This is a genomic window from Candidatus Poribacteria bacterium, from assembly GCA_016866785.1.
Classification (GTDB): domain Bacteria; phylum Poribacteria; class WGA-4E.
Genome location: VGLH01000001.1, coordinates 1 through 21,306, shown reverse-complemented (window position 1 = coordinate 21,306; position 21,306 = coordinate 1). Strand labels below are relative to the sequence as shown.

The 21,306-nt window shown below is 64.9% G+C and carries 21 protein-coding genes; 17 read left to right on the top strand and 4 right to left on the bottom strand.

All coding sequences use genetic code 11. The features are described 5' to 3' along the window. Nucleotides 1-34: 34 nt before the first annotated feature. Nucleotides 35-1,018 carry an NAD-dependent epimerase/dehydratase family protein gene (locus FJZ36_00105; GenBank protein ID MBM3213308.1) on the top strand — a complete coding sequence of 328 codons (984 nt, stop codon included), beginning with the start codon at nt 35-37 and terminating at the stop codon, nt 1,016-1,018. A 10-nt stretch (nt 1,019-1,028) separates the two neighbouring features. Here the strand turns inward: FJZ36_00105 and FJZ36_00100 are convergent, their stop codons facing one another. Then, complete coding sequence (locus tag FJZ36_00100; GenBank protein MBM3213307.1) at nt 1,029-2,138, bottom strand: acetylxylan esterase; 1,110 nt, start codon at nt 2,136-2,138, stop codon at nt 1,029-1,031. 47 nt (nt 2,139-2,185) lie between these two features. On the opposite strand from FJZ36_00100, the gene FJZ36_00095 reads away from it, so the two are divergent. Next, the gene (locus FJZ36_00095) at nt 2,186-2,572 is read left to right on the top strand and encodes a cupin domain-containing protein (GenBank protein MBM3213306.1); all 387 of its coding nucleotides are present in this window, start codon (nt 2,186-2,188) and stop codon (nt 2,570-2,572) included. Here the strand turns inward: FJZ36_00095 and FJZ36_00090 are convergent. The 3 genes from FJZ36_00090 to FJZ36_00080 are packed head-to-tail and all read right to left on the bottom strand — an operon-like array spanning nt 2,567 to nt 5,034. After that, entirely contained in the window at nt 2,567-3,475 is a 909-nt protein-coding gene (locus tag FJZ36_00090; protein ID MBM3213305.1) for an FkbM family methyltransferase, read from the bottom strand. The two genes, FJZ36_00095 and FJZ36_00090, sit on opposite strands and share 6 nt — an antisense overlap. 13 nt (nt 3,476-3,488) lie before the next feature. Continuing rightward, complete coding sequence (locus FJZ36_00085; GenBank protein MBM3213304.1) at nt 3,489-4,427, bottom strand: hypothetical protein; 939 nt, start codon at nt 4,425-4,427, stop codon at nt 3,489-3,491. Further along, nucleotides 4,384-5,034, bottom strand: coding sequence for a CDP-alcohol phosphatidyltransferase family protein (locus tag FJZ36_00080; GenBank protein MBM3213303.1), 651 nt, complete (start codon nt 5,032-5,034; stop codon nt 4,384-4,386). Before FJZ36_00080 ends, FJZ36_00085 begins: the two co-directional genes overlap by 44 nt. 193 nt (nt 5,035-5,227) lie before the next feature. On the opposite strand from FJZ36_00080, the gene FJZ36_00075 reads away from it, so the two are divergent. The 15 genes from FJZ36_00075 to FJZ36_00005 all read left to right on the top strand — a co-directional run. Continuing rightward, the gene (locus tag FJZ36_00075; protein MBM3213302.1) at nt 5,228-5,788 is read left to right on the top strand and encodes a molybdenum cofactor guanylyltransferase; all 561 of its coding nucleotides are present in this window, start codon (nt 5,228-5,230) and stop codon (nt 5,786-5,788) included. After that, complete coding sequence (locus FJZ36_00070; protein MBM3213301.1) at nt 5,781-7,031, top strand: molybdopterin molybdotransferase MoeA; 1,251 nt, start codon at nt 5,781-5,783, stop codon at nt 7,029-7,031. Before FJZ36_00075 ends, FJZ36_00070 begins: the two co-directional genes overlap by 8 nt. A 14-nt stretch (nt 7,032-7,045) precedes the next feature. After that, nucleotides 7,046-8,068: a hypothetical protein gene (locus FJZ36_00065; GenBank protein MBM3213300.1), complete on the top strand. Its 1,023-nt coding sequence runs from the start codon at nt 7,046-7,048 to the stop codon at nt 8,066-8,068. A gap of 25 nt (nt 8,069-8,093) precedes the next feature. Continuing rightward, the gene (locus tag FJZ36_00060; GenBank protein ID MBM3213299.1) at nt 8,094-9,161 is read left to right on the top strand and encodes an NAD(P)/FAD-dependent oxidoreductase; all 1,068 of its coding nucleotides are present in this window, start codon (nt 8,094-8,096) and stop codon (nt 9,159-9,161) included. A 9-nt stretch (nt 9,162-9,170) separates the two neighbouring features. After that, nucleotides 9,171-10,388 carry a zinc-binding dehydrogenase gene (locus FJZ36_00055; protein ID MBM3213298.1) on the top strand — a complete coding sequence of 406 codons (1,218 nt, stop codon included), beginning with the start codon at nt 9,171-9,173 and terminating at the stop codon, nt 10,386-10,388. Between the two features lie 21 nt (nt 10,389-10,409). After that, nucleotides 10,410-12,014, top strand: coding sequence for a DUF2088 domain-containing protein (locus tag FJZ36_00050; GenBank protein ID MBM3213297.1), 1,605 nt, complete (start codon nt 10,410-10,412; stop codon nt 12,012-12,014). Between the two features lie 28 nt (nt 12,015-12,042). After that, nucleotides 12,043-12,945 carry a diacylglycerol kinase family lipid kinase gene (locus tag FJZ36_00045; GenBank protein MBM3213296.1) on the top strand — a complete coding sequence of 301 codons (903 nt, stop codon included), beginning with the start codon at nt 12,043-12,045 and terminating at the stop codon, nt 12,943-12,945. Nucleotides 12,946-12,970: 25 nt separating this feature from the next. After that, nucleotides 12,971-13,972: a zinc-binding dehydrogenase gene (locus FJZ36_00040; GenBank protein ID MBM3213295.1), complete on the top strand. Its 1,002-nt coding sequence runs from the start codon at nt 12,971-12,973 to the stop codon at nt 13,970-13,972. A gap of 42 nt (nt 13,973-14,014) precedes the next feature. Next, the gene (locus tag FJZ36_00035; GenBank protein ID MBM3213294.1) at nt 14,015-15,052 is read left to right on the top strand and encodes a zinc-binding dehydrogenase; all 1,038 of its coding nucleotides are present in this window, start codon (nt 14,015-14,017) and stop codon (nt 15,050-15,052) included. Between the two features lie 24 nt (nt 15,053-15,076). After that, nucleotides 15,077-16,381: an alpha-galactosidase gene (gene melA, locus FJZ36_00030; GenBank protein ID MBM3213293.1), complete on the top strand. Its 1,305-nt coding sequence runs from the start codon at nt 15,077-15,079 to the stop codon at nt 16,379-16,381. A gap of 173 nt (nt 16,382-16,554) precedes the next feature. After that, a complete protein-coding gene (locus FJZ36_00025; GenBank protein MBM3213292.1) occupies nt 16,555-17,745 on the top strand; it encodes a Gfo/Idh/MocA family oxidoreductase in 1,191 nt (396 codons plus the stop codon). A gap of 41 nt (nt 17,746-17,786) precedes the next feature. Further along, on the top strand, nt 17,787-18,782 hold the full coding sequence (locus FJZ36_00020; GenBank protein MBM3213291.1) for a hypothetical protein: 996 nt from the start codon (nt 17,787-17,789) through the stop codon (nt 18,780-18,782). Further along, the gene (locus tag FJZ36_00015; protein ID MBM3213290.1) at nt 18,779-20,365 is read left to right on the top strand and encodes an aldo/keto reductase; all 1,587 of its coding nucleotides are present in this window, start codon (nt 18,779-18,781) and stop codon (nt 20,363-20,365) included. Before FJZ36_00020 ends, FJZ36_00015 begins: the two co-directional genes overlap by 4 nt. An 18-nt stretch (nt 20,366-20,383) precedes the next feature. Further along, nucleotides 20,384-20,728 carry a histidine triad nucleotide-binding protein gene (locus tag FJZ36_00010; protein MBM3213289.1) on the top strand — a complete coding sequence of 115 codons (345 nt, stop codon included), beginning with the start codon at nt 20,384-20,386 and terminating at the stop codon, nt 20,726-20,728. A gap of 16 nt (nt 20,729-20,744) precedes the next feature. After that, nucleotides 20,745-21,306, top strand: a 562-nt coding sequence (locus FJZ36_00005) for a hypothetical protein (protein ID MBM3213288.1), incomplete at its 3' end; no start/stop codon positions are given.

Below are 21,306 nucleotides of genomic sequence, written 5' to 3'. Positions count from 1 at the left end.
GAGAGCGTTCAGCCATGGCGGAGAGGAGCGCACGATGCGCGTCTGTATCGTTGGCGGCACCGGCAACATCAGCACCAGCATCGTGCGGCTTCTGGTCGAGCTGGGGCATTCGGTGACCTGCTTCAATCGCGGAAGGAGCGGATCGGTTCCCGAAGGCGTCCGAGTCATCCAGGGCGACCGCGCGGATGAGGCACAGTACGAACGGCGTATGCAGGCAGAGGGATTCGACGCCGCCATCGACATGATCTGCTTCAACGCCAAGCAGGCGGCAAGTAGTGTCCGCGCGTTCCAGTGCGTGGGTCACTTCGTGCAGTGTTCCACGGTGGCGACCTACGGCGTCTCCTACGACTGGCTGCCAGCTCCTGAAGACCATCCGCTGCGGCCCATCACCGACTACGGCAAGAACAAGATCGCTGCCGACGACGTGTTCCTCTCCGCCTATCACACGAACCGCTTTCCCGCGACGATCATCAAGCCCTCGACGACGTACGGGCCCAAGATGGGTATGCTGCGCCAGATCGCCTGGGAGTTCGCCTGGATCGACCGCGTCCGCAAAGGAAAGCCGATCGCCGTCTGCGGAGACGGCCGCGCTCTGCACCAGTTTCTGCACGTCGACGACGCGGCGCTCGGATTCGCCCACATGTTGGGGAGAGAACGCTGCATCGGGCAGACGTACAACCTCGTGCGCCGGGGGCACACGACGTGGGAGGACCATCACCGAACCGCGATGCGGGTTCTCGGCAGAGAGGTCGAGCTGGTCGGCGTCCCGCTGGCGGATCTGGTCGCGCGAGATGTCCCGAACGTCGGCATCTGCCGAGACATCTTCTCCTACAACACGATCTATTCGGCGGAGAAGCTGTTCCGCGACGTGCCGGAGTACCAGCCCGCGGTCTCGCTCGAAGCCGGAATGGCGCAGGTCATCGAAACGATGGATCGGGAGAACCGCGTGCCCAACTCCGACGCTCAGGACTGGGAAGACCGGCTGATCGCGGCACAACGAGCGGTGCGCAGCGCCTGAAAGACGCAGCCTACATGACGACGTGTTCCGAACTGACGGTCACGTCACGGTCGTCGGTAACGGTCAGGTAGGCGGCGGAAGGTCGTCGCACCGGAAGCTCCGCCACCACGCGGCTTCCGTCTCGCCGGGCCGGCACGGAGTACCACATGCGTTCCTGCCACGCCTCGCGGTCGGTCGTGTAGTGCATCGCGACATCGACCAGAGGTCGTCGCGATGAGACGTCCGCCGACACGACTCGCCCGTCGATGCGTGTCTTGCCCATTGTCGGGAACGGCTCCCCGCCGGTCAGGATCGAGTCTGCGTAGAGCCCGATCTCGGTGGGAGCCCATCCGGGTTCGTGCCCGTGCGGCATGCGAACCTTGATGCACAGCGTCCGTGCACCCGGAGCGGCTCGGTAGCTCCGCTGGAAACTGTCCATCGGATAGGCGAAGTCGTTCGTCCCGTTGACCCAAAGCATCGACATCTTCGCCTGCGTCAGATGTACCGAGGGCTCGAAGTGCCGCACCCACTCCACCCGATGGTCTGGCGTCATCTGCGCGAACGTCGGAAGCCAACAGCTATTCTGGTGGATGAAGCCGCACCCGTAAACAGGGACGGCGAAGCGGAATCGGCTGTCGAGACCGGCGACGACGCATGTCAGGTACCCGCCCCACGAGATTCCGGTCACCCCGATACGAGACGCGTCGACTTCCGGCAGACTCGACAGCAGCGAACCGCCTCGGATCGCAGCGGCTGCCGCGTGGTACGTCCACATGTTGCGGAGCCCGAGGTCCATGTCGAGGAACTTCTCACGGTCGCCTTGTTCGGGGCCGCCGTCCTCCATCCGCGCCGCATCGACGCTCCGACCGCTCAGGTCCATCGAAATCGCCGCGTAGCCTCGCGCCGTCCAGAGGAGCACCCATTCGGCGAAGGCTCGCCCTCCGCCGCCGTGGATGAGCACCATGCCCGGCGCGGGCGTCTTAGCCGGCAACCCGACATAGGCGAACACGCGCGTGGGCTTGCCTCGGTACGGTTCGTTGGCGTAGTAGACGGGTCGCACGCCGTCTTGCTCGTCGCCCCATCCGGCGGCAGGTACGCTTCGCAACGCGTCGATGTCCCAAAGCTCAGAAGCCAACGCCATTCGCCTCCATCTCCTGTGACGTGCGCCATCGCTAAAGGACTACCCACGTGCAGCCTGCGTCGAACCTGAAAGACCCATCCCTGTGCATTGTCCGACTGAGTCGCGGCGAACGCATCCGCGAGCCCATGTCGGCGCTCCTGAACCCGATCGATCCGGCGAGTCTCCACGAGTACCGGCTTCCCGCGAACGCCGAGGTCGAGCTCCACTTCCACGATTTCGACGAGTACTGGCTTTTCACCGCCGGGGAGCCCACCGTAACGCTGCGCCTCCCTGACGGCGGCCGCTGCGAGGTGCGGCTGTCGCCCGGCGACATGGTGGCGTGCCTAAGAGGCGTCGAACACACGCTTCGCGCCGACCACGAACTCGTCTACTTCCAGCTCTCCAGCGTGCTGATGGGAGTCGAGCGAATGGGTCACCTCACTCGAGATCTATGAATGCGCCATCTCGTCGGTGCAGAACAGGTTGATGTGCCTTCCCTCCGCGCGGCAGGCTTCGAGCGCCTGATGCGCGGTGACTCGTCTGAGCGACTTCGCCTGCTTCGGGTCGTGCAGTACGTGGTGCAGCACGTAGCCGCGTGTCGTCAGGTCCAACAGCACCGCTGCGGGATCGTCGCCGTACAGCGACAGAGCCGCTGGATCGAACTCTAGCAGCAGGTCAGGCAGGGGGCGTGCTTTGAGAACCGACTGCATGCCCCTCAGGACCGCGCCCTCGGCTCCCTGTACGTCGATCTTCACGAAGTCCGGACGAACGCTCGCGCTGCCCAGGTAGGCATCGAGGCTGGTCGTCGGGACGATCACGCTTCGGCGTCGGCTTTCGCCCGGTCTGATGCTGTGGTCACCGCACGCTTCGGCGGAGAGGTAGAGCGTCGTTTCTCCCACCTCATCCGTGACTGCGCTGCCTTCCGCAACGACCACATCGACATGGTTTCGCGCCACGTTCGCGACCAGCCGAGCGTAGTTGTCGGGACCCGGTTCGAAGGCGAACACTTTGCCAGTGCGACCCACCTGACGTGCCATGACAAGCGACAGACACCCCACGTTGGCTCCCACATCGACGACCGTCATGCCCGGCTTGAGCCGTTGTTCGAGCAGTTCGATCTCCGGGTCGTTGAAGTCCATGCCCATCAGGAGCATGGCGTGTGTGGGGTCGCTCGCGTCCACCTGGACGTGGAACCCTCGAAACGGCACGACGACCGTTCCTCGGGGCTTGAGCCGTTCGTAGAGCGCTCGGTAGACCGCGCCGACGACCGGAAGTCGGGCGTACCCGCGCCCGGCACGCCCTCCGACTGCGGTTCTCAGCGCCCGAAAGCATCGGAAGATCGCGGAAGGTGCAGCCACGCGCGCTCCTTCGTCAGATGACCGACGGAGCGCCGGCAAAGAGACGAAGCCTGCTCGGGTGACGGTCTGCCTCGACCGCAGCTCGTAGCTTGGTGCGGTGCAGTCGGTCGATCAGTACCGCCAGCGCGATTCCGACAACGGTTCCGGAAGCGAAATGGAATCCGCCGTAAACCGTCGCCGCCACGATGCCCAGCGTCGGAAGCGCTGAGACCCAGAACCAGCGCCGCCGGACTCGGTAGGCGAGCAACCAGGTCAGTGTCGCCAGCGCCGCGTGAGTGTTCGGGAACGACGCCTCCATGCCTCCCCCGCGCGCGGCGACGGAGTGCGCCAATCGCTCGATCGTCCCAATGTCGTCCGGCGTCGAGTCTGCGCCCACGAGCGACATCGGCGCTGAAACCGGGAACCACAGACGCAGCAAGAGGCAGATGAAGAAGCAGTGACTGAACGCCCCCACGACGCGAGCGAGGGTTCTCTCAGTCCCTGCCAGGGCGAGCATCAGAGGGAGAGCGCCCACCAGCGGGAAGAACGTCAGGTAGCACAGATGCAAGACCTCACTGAGCGCCGGTGATGCGAACGCTTTGGCGAGGAACTCGGCGGGTTCAGCGCCGAACAGGGCGGCATCGATTCGCCGAATCGGTTCCTCGAAGACCCGCGGGTCGACTGAGGCGCTGACATAGAGCGTGATCCGGTACAGCACAGGATAGAGGGCAAGCGGATACACCGCCCGCGCGCAACGGTACTTCACGGACGGCGAGGGTCCCGACAGCCTGAGCAGACCAAGGAATCCTGCGGCGAGCACATGCCCCAGGACGATCCAGCTCGCACGCGGCGGGTCGATGATCCATGCCGACGCCGCCACGACAGCGAGGTACGCCAGCAGCGCGGGTTCCGCCGGATAGCGGATCGCGTCACGTCGGGTTCGCGGGTCGAGCAACGAAGTATTTCCTGCCATCCCACAGGACGGGCACCGCTCTGACGATGCAGAACGCAGCCGTCAAATACACGAGCACGTCCGTCGCCAGTGCGAACGCCTGCCAGACGGGACCCGAGGCGCGCATACGCTGCGCGGCAAGCATCGCGCCCAGCGCGCAGAACACGATTGCCTTCATGATGCCATAGAGCGCGCGGCTCCAGCGCGAGCTGACGAGCTGCTTCGCCCAGCCGCTGTCCATCATCGTCTTGGCGCCGAACGGCGTCTTGCCCTGTCCGAACGCGACGCTTCGGATGAAGTCCGTCAGCACGGTACGCGTGACGATGGCGACCGGGACCCAGTAGGGGACCAGCGCGGACTCGCCGGCAACTCGCGGGATCGCGAAAAAGACCCACAGAACGAGCTCGACGATGCGGTCGCCAGCGATGTCGAAGAGCGCGCCCGACTCCGACTCCTCGTGCCGCCTGCGCGCCACCCAACCGTCCATGGCGTCCATGAAGATCGCCCAAGCCAACAGCGGAACCATCACAGCGTCGAGCCACCACCACTCCAGGAAGGCTCGGCGCGCCCACACACCGATGACGACGAAGATCAGAGCGACGCGGGCAAGTGTCAGGATGTTCGCCAAGGCTGCGCCTCCCTTGTGTAGGCGCCGACCACGGTGCTAAGTTGTCGGTGTCGCTGATTCTACACGAACGAGCACGTCCGGCAAAGCCGCGCGCGACGCATCGAGCCCCCGGAGAGCTGTCCTGTCGAGCCCCTCTGCGAAGCCGCATCGACGCACAACCGGCGTACTCCTCGCTGGCGGCAGGAGTCGCCGAATGGGCACGGACAAGGCTCTGATCCGGCTCGGAACGCAGACTCTCGGCGGCCGCGCGTTGCAGACGCTCAATGGCGCGTCGGACGAAGTCCTAGTCGTCGGCGCGTTGCCCGCCGGTTGGGACGTGCCGGAATCCGAGGCGCGTTGCATTCCTGACGACGCGCCGGGGTTGGGCGTTCTCGGCGGCATCGCGACGGCACTACGCGTCATGCAGCACGATCTGGCGCTGGTGATCGCGTGCGATATGCCGTTCCTCACGCCGGAAGCGCTCTGGGCGGTTGCGCAGGCTGCAGATGGCTTCGACGGTGCGATGGTCTGCACGGATCGAGGTTACGAGCCCTGCTGTGCGGCGTATGCTCGATCGGCGCTGCCGGCGATTCAACGAATGGTCGATTCGGGTTTGCTCGCCGCGCAGGACGTGCCCAGGTTCGCCCGAATCCGTGCGGTGACCGCCGATGAGCTCCGGCGCGTGGGAATCGACGACATCGTTCTCACGAACCTCAACACGCCCGCTGACCTGGAACGAGTGCGAGACCTGATGGCAAAGCGTGACCATGCGTGACAGACAGCCGATGCTGACCGTAGCCGAAGCACGGGAACGGATGCTCGAGTCGCTGTCGCCGCTCGAAGCCGTTCGCGTGCCCCTTCTCGATGCCCTCGACTACGCACTCGCCGAGGACATCGTCGCAACCGAGGACAATCCGCCGTTCGACAACTCCGCGATGGACGGCTTCGCCGTTCGCGTCGACGATCTGCGGGGAGCCTCGGAGGGGTCGCCGGTTCGCCTGCGCGTTGTCGAGTCGCTGCCGGCGGGTTTCGCGCCGAACGTCGCAGTGGTTCAGGGCACGGCGAGCCGAATCATGACGGGCGCGATGATGCCGGAAGGCGCGGATGCCGTCGTGATGGTCGAACACACGCGATCCGGGGAGGACTGGGTCGATGTGTTCGAGGAACCACGCTCCCGCCAGAATGTCCGGTTCGCCGGGGAGAGCGTGCGTCGTGGAGACACGGTGTTGCGCAAGGGCAAGCTCGTGCGCCCTTCGGAACTGGCGATGCTGGCGGCGCTCAACGTTCCCTTTCCGCTAGTTGCCCGCAAGCCGCGCGTGGCGGTCATTTCGACCGGCGACGAGCTGACGCCTCTCGGACAGCCGCTGCTTCCAGGGAAGATCCGCGACAGCAACCGGTACGGGCTCATCGGACAGATACGCGAGGCGGGAGCCGAGCCGCTAGACCTCGGGATCGCGACCGACGACGCGAGTGTCGTGGAACACAAGATCCGCGAAGCCGTTGCCCAGTCGGACGCCCTGGTAACGAGCGGAGGCGTGAGCGTCGGCGACTACGATGTCGTCAAGTCGGTGCTCGAATCGCTGGGCGAGCTTCGGTTCTGGCGCGTCGCCATGAAGCCGGGCAAGCCGCAGGCGTTCGGCGAAGTGCTGGGTAAGCCGGTCTTCGCGCTGCCGGGGAACCCCGTCTCGTCCATGGTCGTCTTCGAGCTGTTCGTCCGTCCGGCGCTCCGCAAGATGGCGGGGCGGTCGGACCCGTTCCGAAGCCCGCGTTACGCCATCATGGACGAGTCCGTCACGAACGACTCCCACGGCAGAACGAACTTCATGCGCGTCATTCTCACTGAGAGGAATGGCGAACTGAGAGCGACGACGACGGGTTCCCAAGGTTCTGGAGTATTGAAGTCCCTCGTGCTGGCAAACGGACTTGCGGTCATCGACGGCAGCGGAGCGTCCCTTGGAGACCGTGTCGAGGTGATCGTCACCGGCGACATCCAGCGGGCTGACCATTCGACGATCTGAGCGGAGGATACGACATGAACCGCAGGACATTCCTCAAGGTGTCTGCCGTAAGCGCCGCCGGTGTTTTGCTGCCGGTGTTCGGCGATTCCGCCGACGCCGCGACCAGAAGCCCCGATCAGTGGGCGCGCGCGGGCGTCGAGCCGTCGCGGTGGGTGACGCCCACTCGCGAGTTCTACGTTCAGGACATCACTAGCGGGAACCCGCCAGCGCTCGACGCGTCGAAGTGGCGCATGATCATCAACGGACTGGTGCAGAAACCCAAGATCGTGCGCCTACCCGACCTTCTCGCCAAGGCTTCGGAGTCGACGACGGTGCACCGCACGCTCTCCTGCATCGGCGATCCCATCGGCGGCAACCAGATCGGCAACGCCGAGTGGACTGGCATCCCGCTACGCGTTCTGCTGAAGGAAGCTGGGATCCGTGAGCAGGCGACACGCGCGGTGTTCCGATGCGCAGACCTCTACCATACGGCGATCCCGATTGAAGACGCGATGCACCCGCGCGCGATCCTCGCGTTCAAGATGAATGGCGAGGACCTTCCGCGCGAGCATGGCTACCCGGTGCGGCTCCTGAACCCCGGGAAGTACGGTCAGAAATGCCCGAAGTGGATCAACAATATCGAAATCGTCGCCAAGGAGTACCACGGGTACTGGGAGACGCGCGGTTGGTCTGATGTCGCGGCGGTCAAGACGGCGACCCGCGTTCATGTGCCCACGAAGGACGCGACGCTGCCGGCGGGTTCCTACCGGATCAGCGGCTCCGCCTTCGACGGCGGCAGCATGGGCGGCATTCAGCGCGTCGAAGTGAGCACGGACGGGGGATCGACCTGGCACGCGGCTGAGATATGGGCGAGCGCGGATCCTCTGACGTGGTCGCTGTGGCAGTACGAGTGGACGATCCCGCAGGGCGCGAAGAAGACGAAGGTCCTCGCGCGCGCCATCGGCAAGGACGGAACCGTCCAGCGCGAGAAGTACGAGGACCCGTATCCAGCCGGCGCGGGCGGGTACCACACGGTGGAAGTCAAGATCGGCTCATGACCACGGCTAAGCTCGGAGGACGACGATGGACGCCGACGCGTACGACGTCGCCGTGATCGGAGCGGGACCGGCGGGAGCTCAAGCCGCCATCTCTGCGAGCCATCAGATGCGGCACGTGCTGGTTCTGGACGCCGGGGAAGTCAGCAACCGGAAGGGACGCGCTTACTGGTCGAAGTCCGTCGAGTTCGAGGACGTTCCGGTGTTCGCCGGCATTACGGGTCCCAAGCTGCTCAAGGCACTTCGTGAGTGGATGCGGAGCCGTCCGGTCAAAGACATTGAGATCGCTGGCGAAGTGCGGAAGGCGGGAATCGACCCCATGGCTGGCGTCGTCGTAGGACTCCGACGACACGCTCATGGGTTCGAGCTCGAAGTCTCTCGTCAGCCGCTTGGAGTTGCGCCGGCCGAGACAGCCACTTTCACAGCCCGTCGCGTCGTGATCGCATCCGGTTTCGAGGACCGCTGGCCCCAGATCGAAGCGGACGAAAGCGCGACGCGCGCCTACCAACGGTTCCGCGCCGTGTTCCGATATGCCGGCAACAAGCGCGGATGGCATGTCTGCATCCGATGCGACGGACATCTCCATGTGAACGAGTCGATCGCGATCCTCGGCGTGGGAGACTACGTCTACGACGTTGCCGTCGGCGCGCAGGACTTCACCGACAAGATCACGATCTACACCAACGGCAGGCCTCACGGCATGTCTGAGCCCGTGCTGACTCAGATCAGCGAGCGAGGCATCCACATCGATACTCGCGAAATCCGGCGCCACATTGGCACGGGAACCGATCTCATCGGCTTCGAGTTGGCGGACGGGGAGAAGGTTCACCACCACGGGTTCTTCGTCGACGAGGGGCTCGATCCCAACACACAATTCCTTGCCGGATGGGATGTCCAGACCGACGCAGAAGGTCTGTTGTGCGTCAACGACGACAACCAGGTGCTGGACAGCGCAGGCGAGCCGGTGCCCGGGATCTACGCGGCTGGGGATATTGTGGCTGGAGCTCGGAAACTCATCGCGTCCGCTTTCGCATCCGGGCAGAACGCGGCGCTCGCCGCGACTGACTCCCTGCGGAAGTGGCATCGACCCGAGTGAGGGCGGGCGTTGGAAGCGATCGAGTACGTACGGAGCGTCCCGCGGTACTTGGCGGTGAAAGCCCTGTACCGGCGGTTGCCCGGCATCGTCACGAGCCATGCCGCCGTCATACGGCTCCGGGACGTGCCAGAGCCCAAGCTGCCGAACGACCAGTGGGTACGGGTCCACACACGTCTGTGCGGCATCTGCGGCTCCGATCTGGCGACCGTCGCCGCCAAGGGAAGTCCCTATTTCTCTCCGCTGCTCTCGTTCCCGTTCGTGCTGGGGCACGAGGTGGTCGGAACGCTGGCGATGGGCACCGATGGGCTTCCCAGTGGGACCCGCGTCGTCGTCGAGCCGGCGCTGCACTGCGCCGTGCGCGGCATCTCGCTCGTGTGCCCTTCGTGCGAGCGCGGCGACACGGGAACCTGCGAGAACATCACGCGCGGCAGCATCGCGCCGGGCATCCAGACCGGCTACTGCCGCGACACGGGCGGTGGATGGAGCCGATCCTTCGTCGCGCATCCGGCGCAGCTCTACGCCGTGCCCGACGATCTGACCGACGAGGAGGCGGCTCTCATCGAGCCCTTCGCCTGCTCGTTGCACGCAGTGATACGGACCGCGTTGCCGACCGAGGCAACCATACTGGTTCTCGGTTGCGGCACAATCGGTCTGCTGACCATCGCTGCGATCCGGGCGCTCGGTTTCGGGAACCGGGTCCTCGCATCGGCGAAGTACCCGCATCAACAGGAGTGGGCTCGGACGCTCGGAGCGACGGATATCGTGCCGACGGGCAGCGGGCTCTACCGAGCGATCCCGGACGCGACGGGAGCGTTGACGTTCCAGCCGGAGCTCGGCAAGCCCGTCCTGGTGGGCGGCGTCGATGTCACGTTCGACTGCGTGGGCTCGTCATCGAGTATCGACGACGCGATCCGTTTGACGCGATCCGGCGGTTCCGTCACGCTCGTCGGCATGCCGGGCATCGCGAGCGGCGTCGATTGGACCAACATCTGGCACAAAGAGCTTACCGTTCGAGGCGCGTACGCCTACGGCGTCGAGAAGCTCGACGAGAGGTCGGTGAAGACGTTCGACCTGGCAATGGAGCTCATGCGCCGGGGCGCCGCGCCGCTTGGGTCTCTGGTAACCACGAGACACCGGCTGGCGGACTATCGGAACGCGATTCGCGGGGCGCTCGCATCGGGTCCCAACGGCTCCGTAAAGACGGTCTTCGAGTTCCCGCGCGATTGATGGCAGGCGAGAGAGGGCGTCATGGACGCGTACCCGGATCGCTCCAATCTGGTCGAGTACGTCGAAGACGACCGGAAACGGTTCCTGTTGCACTACGGCGAAGGGTTCCTGTTCGAGCGGCTTCCCAAAGGGACGCGTGTCATCTTTCCCCCTCCGCCGTTTCCGGGGATTCGCGACGTCGCCCAAGCAATCGACAATGCCACCGAACACCCGATGGAGTGCGATCCGCTCTCGGCTCAGCTTCGCCCCGGAATGAAGGTGACCATCGTCTTCGACGACATCTCGCTGACGCTGCCTCCGCTGCCGAAGCCGGACGTTCGCCAGATCGCCATCGAACTGCTCGTGAAGAAGCTCGCCGCCGTCGGGATCGACGACATCCACTTGATCGGCGCGATCGGACTCCATCGCCGTATGACGCCCGGGGAGCTCAAGTCGATGCTGGGAGCTCGCGTCTACTCGCAGTTCCACGCGTCGGGACGGCTCTACAACCACGATTCCGAGGACCACGAGAACCTGGAGCTCCTCGGCGTCACGGAAGAGGGCGAGCACGTCGAGCTGAACCGGCGAGCCGTCGAGTCCGACCTCGTCATCTACGTCAACTTGAACCTGACGTCGATGGACGGCGGGCACAAGTCGCTCAGCACCGGCATCTCCTCCTATCGCAGCGTCTACCATCACCACAATCCGCAGACGTTGGCGCACACCCGCTCGCTGATGGACCCGCGCCACTCGCAGTTGCACAGCTCGCTCGGACGGATGGGACGCATCGTCAACGAGCATCTCAACGTCTTTCACATCGAGACGACGTTCAATACGAGCACCTTCCCCACGATCTTCCCGTTTCTTCAGAAGCGCGAGGACGACTGGTCGGCGCTCGACAGCATCAACTTCCACGCGAACCGAATCTCGGCGGCAACGCTGCCACGAGGATTGATCCGGTCGATCTTCCACTCGATGCGCGCGTCGTATGCGATGACGAGTGTCCAAGCCGGCAAGACGGATCCCGTGCATCGTTCGACGCTCGATAACATCTACCGACAGCAGTTGGTTCCCATCGATGGGCAGTGCGACATCCTGATCGCCGGAACGCCGTATCTCGGGCCCTACAACGTCAACTCCATCCTGAATCCGCTACTCGTCCACTGCCTGATGCTGGGGTACATGTTCAACATGTACCGGAACAAGCCACTGGTTCGGGAAGGCGGCGTGCTGATCCTCGCGCATCCGATGGAGTACAAGTTCCACGCGGAGCACCACCCGTCCTACATCGAGCTCTTCGAGCGCGTGCTGCCTGAAACGCGCGACCCGCAGACGATCTACGAGCGCTATGAACCGGAGCTTGCCGCGAACCCGAAGTACCTCGAGATGTACCGCCACGGCTACGCGTTCCACGGCGTGCACGGCGCGTACATGTGGTACTGGGGCGCGCACGCGCTACAGCACCTCGCGAAGGTGATCGTCCTCAAGCCCCAAGATGCTCGGGCAGTCGAGGCGGCGCGTCGCATGGGCTTCGACACGGCGGCGACGATGCCAGAAGCCGTGGAGAAGGCGCAGAGCGTGGTCGGGTCGAACGCGAGCATCACGAACTTCCACTGGCCGCCGATATTCGTGTGCGACGTTCGGTAGCCCTCACGCACGCGAACAGGCGCTCGCCATGCCATCGGCGGTTCCGTTGATCGTCAATCCGAGCTCCGGCAGGGGTCGCGGGGCGCAGGTCGCGATGCGCGTGGCGCGGATACTTGCCGACGCCTCATTCCCGGTGGAACTGGTTCAGACCCACAGCGCCGACGAATCCCGGCAACTCGCCGCCGACGTGGCGTCACGGTCCGCGAGATGTCTCATCGTGTGCGGCGGCGATGGAACCGTGCACTCGGTCGCCAATGTTCTCGCCCATACCGAGACCGCTCTGACCATCATCCCGGCCGGTCGAGGCAACGACTTGGCACGCGCGCTGGGGCTGCACATCCCCGTTGAACGACTCGCCGCCCAGATCATCGGCGACCTCAAAGGCGCGTCAGACCCGCCGCGCATCGACCTCGGCAGGATGTCGGATCGGTTCTTCTGTACCGTGGCGACGTTCGGCGTGGACGCTGCGGTGAGTCGCGCCGTCGAAGAGCGCGCCGCTGCCGGGCCCACGGGAGCCACCTACGTCACGGCGACGATCCGCGAGCTCTTCCGCTACATGCCCCGCGAAGCTCGTCTGTCCGGCGATTTCGGTACGCGCGAACTCCCTCTCCTGCTCTGCGCGACAGCCAACACGCCGAACTACGGCGGAGTCTTCTGCATCGCGCCCTCGGCGCGCATCGACGACACGCTGTTTCACGTATGCGCGATCCGTGGTATGAGTGCCTTCCGCGCCTTGATGCTGATGCCGCGCGTGATATGCGGTTCCCATGTGTCGGACCCGCGCGTCGAAGTGATGCCTACACGCGAACTCACGCTCGAGGCGGAGGAAGCCTGCCCGATCTACGCAGACGGCGAGTTCCTCGGCATGACGCCGGCTCGCCTCAGCGTCGCTCCGGGCGCTCTCCGCGTCTTCGGCGCGCGTCTACCATAGGTCTACCATAGGCAGGAGGCGATCCGTGCTCGGCGTGCAAATGCTCGGGTCCGGGCGCGTCGCCGTCCGGGAGTTCCCAGAGCCCACACAACCGAACGGCGAGGCGCTGATCGAGATCCGCGCGTCCGGCATTTGCGGCAGCGAGATGCACGGCTACCGCGCGGCATATGAACAGGCGTTCAACGGCGGTCATGAGGTGTCGGGCATCGTCGTGGATGCCGGAGTCTCCCGAAGGCTTCGGGTCGGTGACCGGGTCGGCGTCCATGCCGTGTGGGGCTGCGGCGCATGCCGTTGGTGTGACGCGGGTCAGTACACCTACTGCGACGCGCGCACGACTTGCCCGGGCACACACGCGGAACGGCTCGCCGCCCCGGAGCACGTCTGTCTCCGTCTGCCCGACGATGTGTCCTTCGACCTGGGCGTCCTGCTCACCGGCGACGGCATCGGGGTTCCCTACCACGTCGCCCGACGGATCGGGACGCGGGGCGGGGACATCGTCTGCGTCTTCGGAGCCGGGCCCATCGGACTGGGCAATATCCTGATGCAGTCATTCCTCGGAGCCGAGGTGATCGCCGTGGACGTCAACGACTATCGGCTCGAGCTCGCCCGTCAATGCGGCGCTGCCCAAACGATCAACCCAAGCTCAGTCGATGTCGTCGCGGCGGTCACAGAGATGACGCGGGGCGAGCTCGCCGACAAATGCATCGAAGCCGCCGCGCGTCCCGACACGCTCAAGATGGCGTTGAGACTGGTCGGCAAGGCGGGAACCGTCGTCGCCGTCGGCGAACAGGGAGATGTGCCGATCAGCCCCAGCGGCGACCTCATCCGCAAGGACGTGACGCTGATGGGCAGTTGGTTCTACCACTACGCTGAGTACGGCGACATGCTGGCACTGTACCGTCGCGGGTTGCGCGTCGATAAGCTCATCACACACCGGATGTCCTTGTTGGAGGCAGATGCCGCGTTCGCGCTGTTCGCAGCAGGTCGTGCCGGCAAGGTGATCTTGGAACCGACGTCGTCGCAGTGACGCACACGCGTGGTCCATCGACGGGATAGGGAGGCGAACCCAATGCCTACGATGAGAGCGGCTATCTACCAGGGAATCCGCGAGATCGTCGTCACCGACGTCGAGCGCGACGGCGTCGAGCCGGGAACCGTCATCGTCGATACGAAGCAGTCCGGCATCTGCGGCAGCGACCTCCACAGCTACTTCGGCGAGTGGGGGCAGTCGAAGACGTACGCATCGGGTCACGAGACATGCGGCGTCGTGGAGGAGGTCGGGGCTGGAGTGTCGGGAATCGAAGTCGGCGACCTGGTCACGATGGAGTGCTTCTCCCACTGCGGAGAGTGCGTCTTCTGCCGGACCGGAGCCTACAACCAGTGTCTGCGCCGGGGATGGATCAGCCAGAACGCGCACGCCGGGTTCGCCGAGTACACCCGCGTGCACGCTTCGGGCGTGTTCCGCCTGCCTTCGGGCATGACGTACGAGCAGGGAGCCCTCGTCGAGCCGCTCGCTGTTGGCGTGCGCGCCGTGGCGCAGTCGCGGGCTACGTACGCGGACCGCGTTCTGGTCATCGGCGGCGGGACGATTGGCTTATGCTGCCTGGCGGCTGCGTGCGCCGCCGGCGTACGCGAGACGTTCGTCACCGTGAAATACGAACACCAGGAAGCCGCCGCCCGCGATCTCGGCGCGAACTACACCATCCGCGTACCCCTGGACTCTCCGAGGCAGTTCGTCCGCAAGGCGACCGATGGAATCGGCGCCGACGTCGTCATCGAGGCGACGGGTTCCGACGCCGCCTTTGACGAAGCGCTCGCGTGCGTGCGCCGGCAAGGGTTCGTGGTGCTCGTGGCAGGCTACCATCGCCCGCTGACGGTCAGCCTGGGAGCCGTCGTGTGGTCCGAGGCGAGCATCATCGGTTCCAACTGCTACGGTTACAGCGGCATACGCCGGGACTTCGATGCGGCAATCGACCTGATCTCTTCCGGTCGCGTCAACGCTTCGCGCCTGGTGACGCACCGACTGCCGCTCGAAGACGCAGCGGAGGCGTTCAAGATCGCCGCCGACAAGAACTCCGGGTCCATCAAAGTCCATCTATGCCAATAACCACGTGTGCGGGAGAGCTCGTCGATGCGCAAGATCGCGTTTCTCGGCGCCGGGAGCTTCGGGTTCGGCAGGCGCCTTGTTAGCGACATCCTCTCGTTCCCAGAGCTGGCAGACTCGACCCTCTTTCTCATGGACCCGGCGGCAGACCGCCTGGACCACATCCGAGCGCTCTCCGAACGCATGGCGAGCGAAGCCGGCTTGCCGGCGAAGATCGAAGCATCCATCGACCGCCGCCAGGCGCTGGATGGCGCCGACTATGTGATCGCATCCATTCGCGTTGGGTCAAACCTGGAGCCCGAAGCCCTCGACGTACGGATTCCGCTCGAAGTCGCCGGTTTGCGGCAAACGGTGTCCGACACGGTCGGCGTCGGCGGCATCATGAAGGGGCTGCGCACCATCCCAGCGATGCTCGACATCGCCCGCGACATGGAGTCGTTGTGCCCATCGGCGCTTCTGCTGAACTACACGAACCCGATGGCGATGATCATGTGGGCGATTGCCGATGCGACCCGGATCGACGCCGTCGGGCTCTGCCACAGCGTGCAGGGCACGAGCGAGCAGCTCGCGCGGTACGCCGGCGTGGACTACGCGACGCTCCGATATCACGTCGCCGGCATCAATCACATGGCGTGGTTCCTCGAGCTCTCGCAAGGCGATCAGGACCTTTATCCACGGCTGCGCGCTTGCTTGGACGACTCGGAGGCGTTCTCCCGCGATCCGGTCCGGTTCGAGATCCTCCGGCACTTCGGCTACTTCGTGACGGAGTCCTCGACGCACATGTCGGAGTACGTCCCGTACTTCCTGCGGTCTCCTGAGGAGATCGAGCGCTTGTCGCTGCGTCCACGTACGGCGGAGAGCTTCGCGGGTCAGCAGTCGTCTCGCGAGGAGCGCTGGCGCACGATGGTCGCCGAGTCGGCGGCGCAGCCGGCGCAGATCCGGCGCTCGAACGAATACGGGGCTCGCATCATCCACGCGATGGAGACGGGCTCGCCGCTTGCCATCAACGGGAACGTCCCGAACACCGGGCTCATTCGGAACCTGTCGCAGGGATCGTGCGTCGAGGTTCCCTGCCTTGTGGACCGAAGCGGACTGCACCCGTGCTTCGTCGGAGACCTTCCGCCTCAGTGTGCCGCGCTGTGCGAGTCGAACATCCGCGTGCAGGGCTTGGTGGTTCGCGCAATTCTCGAATCGAACCGCGAGCACGTCTTCCACGCGGCGATGGCAGACCCCAACACGACGGCTCAACTCACGCTCCCTCAGATTCGGGAGGTCATGGCGCAACTGCTCGCGGCGCAACGCGACCTGATCCCGCGTTCGTTGGCGGGCTGAGTGACGGATCGCTCAGGTCGCTAGCGCCCGGGAACAGGACCCCGCCAGATGTGCCGTCGCTTCCCAACGATTGCGCGCGTTGCACCCCTCCGCATCGCCGTGCTAGATTGCCGTCGAGGGTGTTGGACCCGGAGTCTTTCGGTGACGGCGGATTCCTGACCGGAAGGACGAACATGGCTGACAAGGTCAAGCTGGCACTCGTCGGTTGTGGTGGCATCTCCGGCGCCCATATGAACGGATACAAGGCGCTCGCCGCCCAAGGGCTTCTTGATTTCGACTTCGTCGCGACGGTGGATGTGCGCCGAGATGCAGCGGAAGCCCGCGCCGCCGAAGCTGCCGCGCTGCAAGACGGGCGAAAGCCCAATGTCTATACGGACATCGGCGACATGCTCGACAAGGAGCCCGATGTCGAGGCGGTTGACATCTGTGCACTCCATCGTGTCCACCACGAGTTGGCGTCAGCGGCTCTCGACGCCAAGAAGCATGTCATCATCGAGAAGCCCCTGGGCGTCACGATGAAGGCGTGCGCCGTCATGCTAGAGGCGGCAAAGCGCAGCGGCTGCATCCTCGCGACGGCGGAGAACTATCGGCGCGCCCCGAACCAACGAGCCGTCAACTGGGCTCTCAAGAAGGGCATGATCGGCGCTCCGCGGATTCTCGTCTACATCGACTACGGCGAGGCGTTGGGCCCGTGGGGCTGGCGTGACTCGAAGATCGACGCCGGAGCCGGATGGGTCCTCGACGGAGGCGTTCACTACACCGACATGTTCCGGTATCACCTCGGCGAGGCGACCGAGGTCTACGCCGAAGTGCGTTCGTTCGACCCGCATCGCTACGGCAACCGCGAGGACAAGTCGGGCGCGATGCGCGTCACGGTCGAGGACAGCGCCCTCGCCATCGTGAAGTTCGAGTCCGGCGCGCTCGTTCAGTGGAGCTCGGTCCGCGCCGCTCCGGGACGCGGGTTCAACCAGCACATCATCTATGGCGAAGAGGGCTCCATCGACTACGGAGCCAACGTCGTCCTTCGGGGCAAGGAACCCGTCAACGTGACCGAGGAGTACCACCAGTCGTTGACGGAAGATGAGAAGTACCGTCTGTTCCCCAACGGCGTGACGGACTCCATCGCGACGGAGCTCTGGGAGTTCGGCAAGGCGCTCCGCGACGACAGCTACTACCCCGAAACGGACGGTCTCGATGGCATGAAGGCGATGGCGATCTGCATGGGCGTCTTCGAATCGGCGTGGCGCAACGCTTCGGTAAGCCTTCGCCAGGTCGAGTCGTGCCAGATCGAGAACTACCAGGCGGACATCAATCGCGAGCTGGGCATCCTCGACACGAAATGGAACGTATGGGCACGGTTCTGACAACCCGCTCCGGTCGCGCGCGACACCGTTGGGGTGCTCGTTTGACGGGCACCCTGGCTGCGTCCGTGTGCGCGGCGTTGCTACTGGCGGCGGCGGGCTGCGGCGACCGGGCGTCGAAGAGCCCCTCCGACAAGGTGATCGCGCTCTTGCCGCCCGACACCGGGGTGCTCGTCGCGCTCTCGGTTTCGGCGTTCGATGGGTCCTCCGCGCTGGCATCCATCGAGGAGGATCTCCGCAAGACACAAGGCTTGGGGGACGTTCTTCGGGACTCGAACGTGCGGCTTGCGGAGAGCGTGCGGAGCCTCTACGTCGCCATCCCATCCAGCGTCAACCCGACCGACGCTGACGCCCCGAGCCAGGTCGTCGCCGTTCTGGTGACGGACCTGCCGGATGGCTTCCTGAGCGACGTGATGGAGAGGTCAGACCACTCGTTCCGACGGGAAGCCTTCGGGAAGTACGAGGGGTGGGTCAGTCCGGACGACCCGGACCGCGTCGCCATCGTCGCTCTGCGCAAGGGCGTCATCGCCTTCGGCGCGCACGACGCCGTCACCGCCGTGGTGGAACGCGACCAGAAGAAAGCGTCGGGACTGACCCGTAAGTCGCCCCTCTTCGCGGAAGCCGGCGACGTGAACCGCGACGCCGCCATGTGGGGCGTCGTGAACGTGTCGGGCCCCATCGCGGAGGAAGCCCAGAAGAACCCCATGACGTCCGGCTTCGGAGCCGTTCATCATCTCGTGTGGGATGGAGACTACACGGCTTCGCAGGGACTGAGGTTTCGCCTGAGTGCGGTCTGCGATTCGGAGACGTCGGCGGCTCAGGTCAAGTCGAGCATCGAAACGCTGATCGGGCTGGCGTCCTTGGGCGGGAAGATCGATCCGCTGATCCTTGAGTTCCTTGACGACGTGAGTATCGAAGTGGCTCGTGACCGAGCGTTGTTGACCGCCACCGTTCCGCCGGAGACGCTGGACCGGCTGATCCGCCGTCGAGGGGCGGACGAGAAGGCGACGCCTCCCGCCAGTCCTGAGAGCACCCCTTGACGTCTGTCGACCGGGAGCGACTCGAAGGAGCCGCCACGCCGGAGTCCACACGCGCCTACGTCGATGAGATGCGGCTGCGCGGCGTTTCCCTCGCCGAACGAGTCCACCGCTCGCTGGGATCGACCGGTCTCCTCGTGTCCAAAGTCGGATACGGGACATACCGAGTGCATGCCGACATGGAGGAGCACGTCCGAACGCTCATCTACGCGCTGCTGCACGGATGCAATCTGATCGACACATCGACGAACTACACGGATGGCGGCAGCGAACGCCTTGTCGGAAATGTGCTTCGCGCGCTCGTCGATTCCCGCGGCGTCAGCCGTGGGCAGATCGTCGTCGTCACGAAGGCAGGCTACGTTCAGGGATCGAACCTGTCGGCGGCGATGGCGCGCGAGCAGGCGAGCGAGCCGTTTCCAGAGATGGTGAAGGTCGCGCCGGACCTGTGGCACTGCATCCATCCCGATTGGCTGCGCCATCAGCTAGACCAGAGCCGATCGCGGCTCGGACTCGACCATCTTGACGTGCTGTTGCTGCACAACCCGGAGTACTACCTCACCGTCGCGACTCAGAAGAGCGCTGGCGAGTCTCCCGAGCAAGTCCGCGCCGAGTTCTATCGCCGCATGACCGAGTCGTTTCGTCAGATGGAACGCTTCGTGTCCGAGGGCTCCATCTCGTACTACGGCGTATCGTCGAACACCTTCGCGGCGTCCGGTGAAAGGCTCGATCGCGTCTCGTTGTCAGCGATCCTCGACTGCGCTCGACGCGCGGCACAGGATATCCTTGGCAATCCCGGCAAGCACCACTTCGCTGTCGCGCAGCTTCCGATGAACCTGTTCGAGCCCGACGCCGTAACGTCCAAGACGGGAGCGCGCAGCCGGACATTCATGGATACCGCTCGCGAGGCTGGGATTGGTGTGCTGGCGAACCGCCCGCTCAATGCGATAGCCGACGGCGAGTTGGTTCGTCTGGCATTGCCAGATGCGGTCGCCGACGGCGAGCCGCCGCTGTCCGCCGTGGCGCGTGTTGCCGCGAAGGAGCGCGACATCGTTCTGGCGTTGAGGAATTGGCGGCTTTGGGACGCGGTGTCCGAAGGAATGCCGAACGAGCTCTCTTTCCGGATCGGCGAAACCATGAAGAGCTGGATTCCTGAGCTGCGCAATCGGATCCAGTGGACTCAGGCGTTCGAGCACGTCATCGCTCCGGCGGTCGTTGAAGCCACGTCGTCCGTGTCCGCCCAGATCGACGACAGCCGTCGAAGCGAGTGGCAGAACCTGGTGCGCGAGTACCACGCTGGGCTGATGGCGCTGTCCGTCTCCGTGACAGCACAGGTGAATCGGATGGATCGTGACGCGCTGGCGCCGCTCAGCGAACGCCTTCGAGTCGAGCTCGGGGACGTGGTGCTCGACCGCCCGTTAAGCCAGATCGCGCTAAACGCGGTGGCGTCGGTACCCGGGGTGACGTCGGTGCTCACCGGCATGCGGCGGGACCCGTACGTGCTCGATGCGTTGCAGGTGTTAGCTCAGGATGACTTCGCGGATCCGCTGGCAGCATTCCGCGCTGCCGAACGCGGCGGTACGCCCTGAGCGACGGGAGGACCCAACATGCCAGATACCATCTTCGGCAGGATCATCCGTAAGGAAATCGCGGCTGACATCGTCTACGAGTCGGACGATGTCCTGGCGTTTCGCGATATCAAACCCCAGGCGCCCGTGCATGTGCTGATCGTGCCCAAGGAACCCATCGCGTCCATCGCGGACGCGACGCCCGACCACGAGGCGATGCTGGGTCGTCTTCTCTCCAGCGCAGCGGAAGTAGGACGGATTCTCGAAGTGGCCGATTCCGGCTACCGGTTGATCATCAACCACGGCAACGACGGGGGTCAGGAAGTGGCTCACTTGCACGTTCATCTGCTCGCTGGCAGGGCTTTCGGCTGGCCGCCTGGTTGACGCACGGAGGGACGCGATGCCAAGTCCAAGGGTGTTGGTGGGGATCCCGTGCAGTTGGGATACCGTGCCGGTTCCGTTTGTCCAGTCTCTGGTGGAGCTCCAGAAGCCGCCGCTGACTCAGACGCGGTTCGTGCGCTCGCACACACTGGATCAGATGCGCAACCGTCTTGCGGAGCTCGCAGTCGAAGGCTCGTTCTCGCATCTCTTCATGCTCGACGCCGACATGATCTACCCGCCCAACTCGCTCATCGATCTGCTTCGAGCGGACGTCGATATCGTGTGCGGTCTCGCTTGCCGGCGGAACCCACCGCATGTGCCTGTCTGCCTCCAACCCACCGGCACGCCCTACGTCTTCGAAGTGGAAGTGCCGGCGACGCGTGGACTGACGCGCTGCGGCGCGGTGGGCGGCGGCGGCACGCTGATCAAGACGGACGTGTTCCAAGCCATGGAACCGCCCTACTTCTCGTTCCACCACCGGCTGCCAGACGGCAGATACGTCGGTGAAGACCTCTACTTCTGCCAGAAGGCGGGCGACGCCGGCTTCGAGGTCTACTGCAAGACCGACCTGATCTACCCCC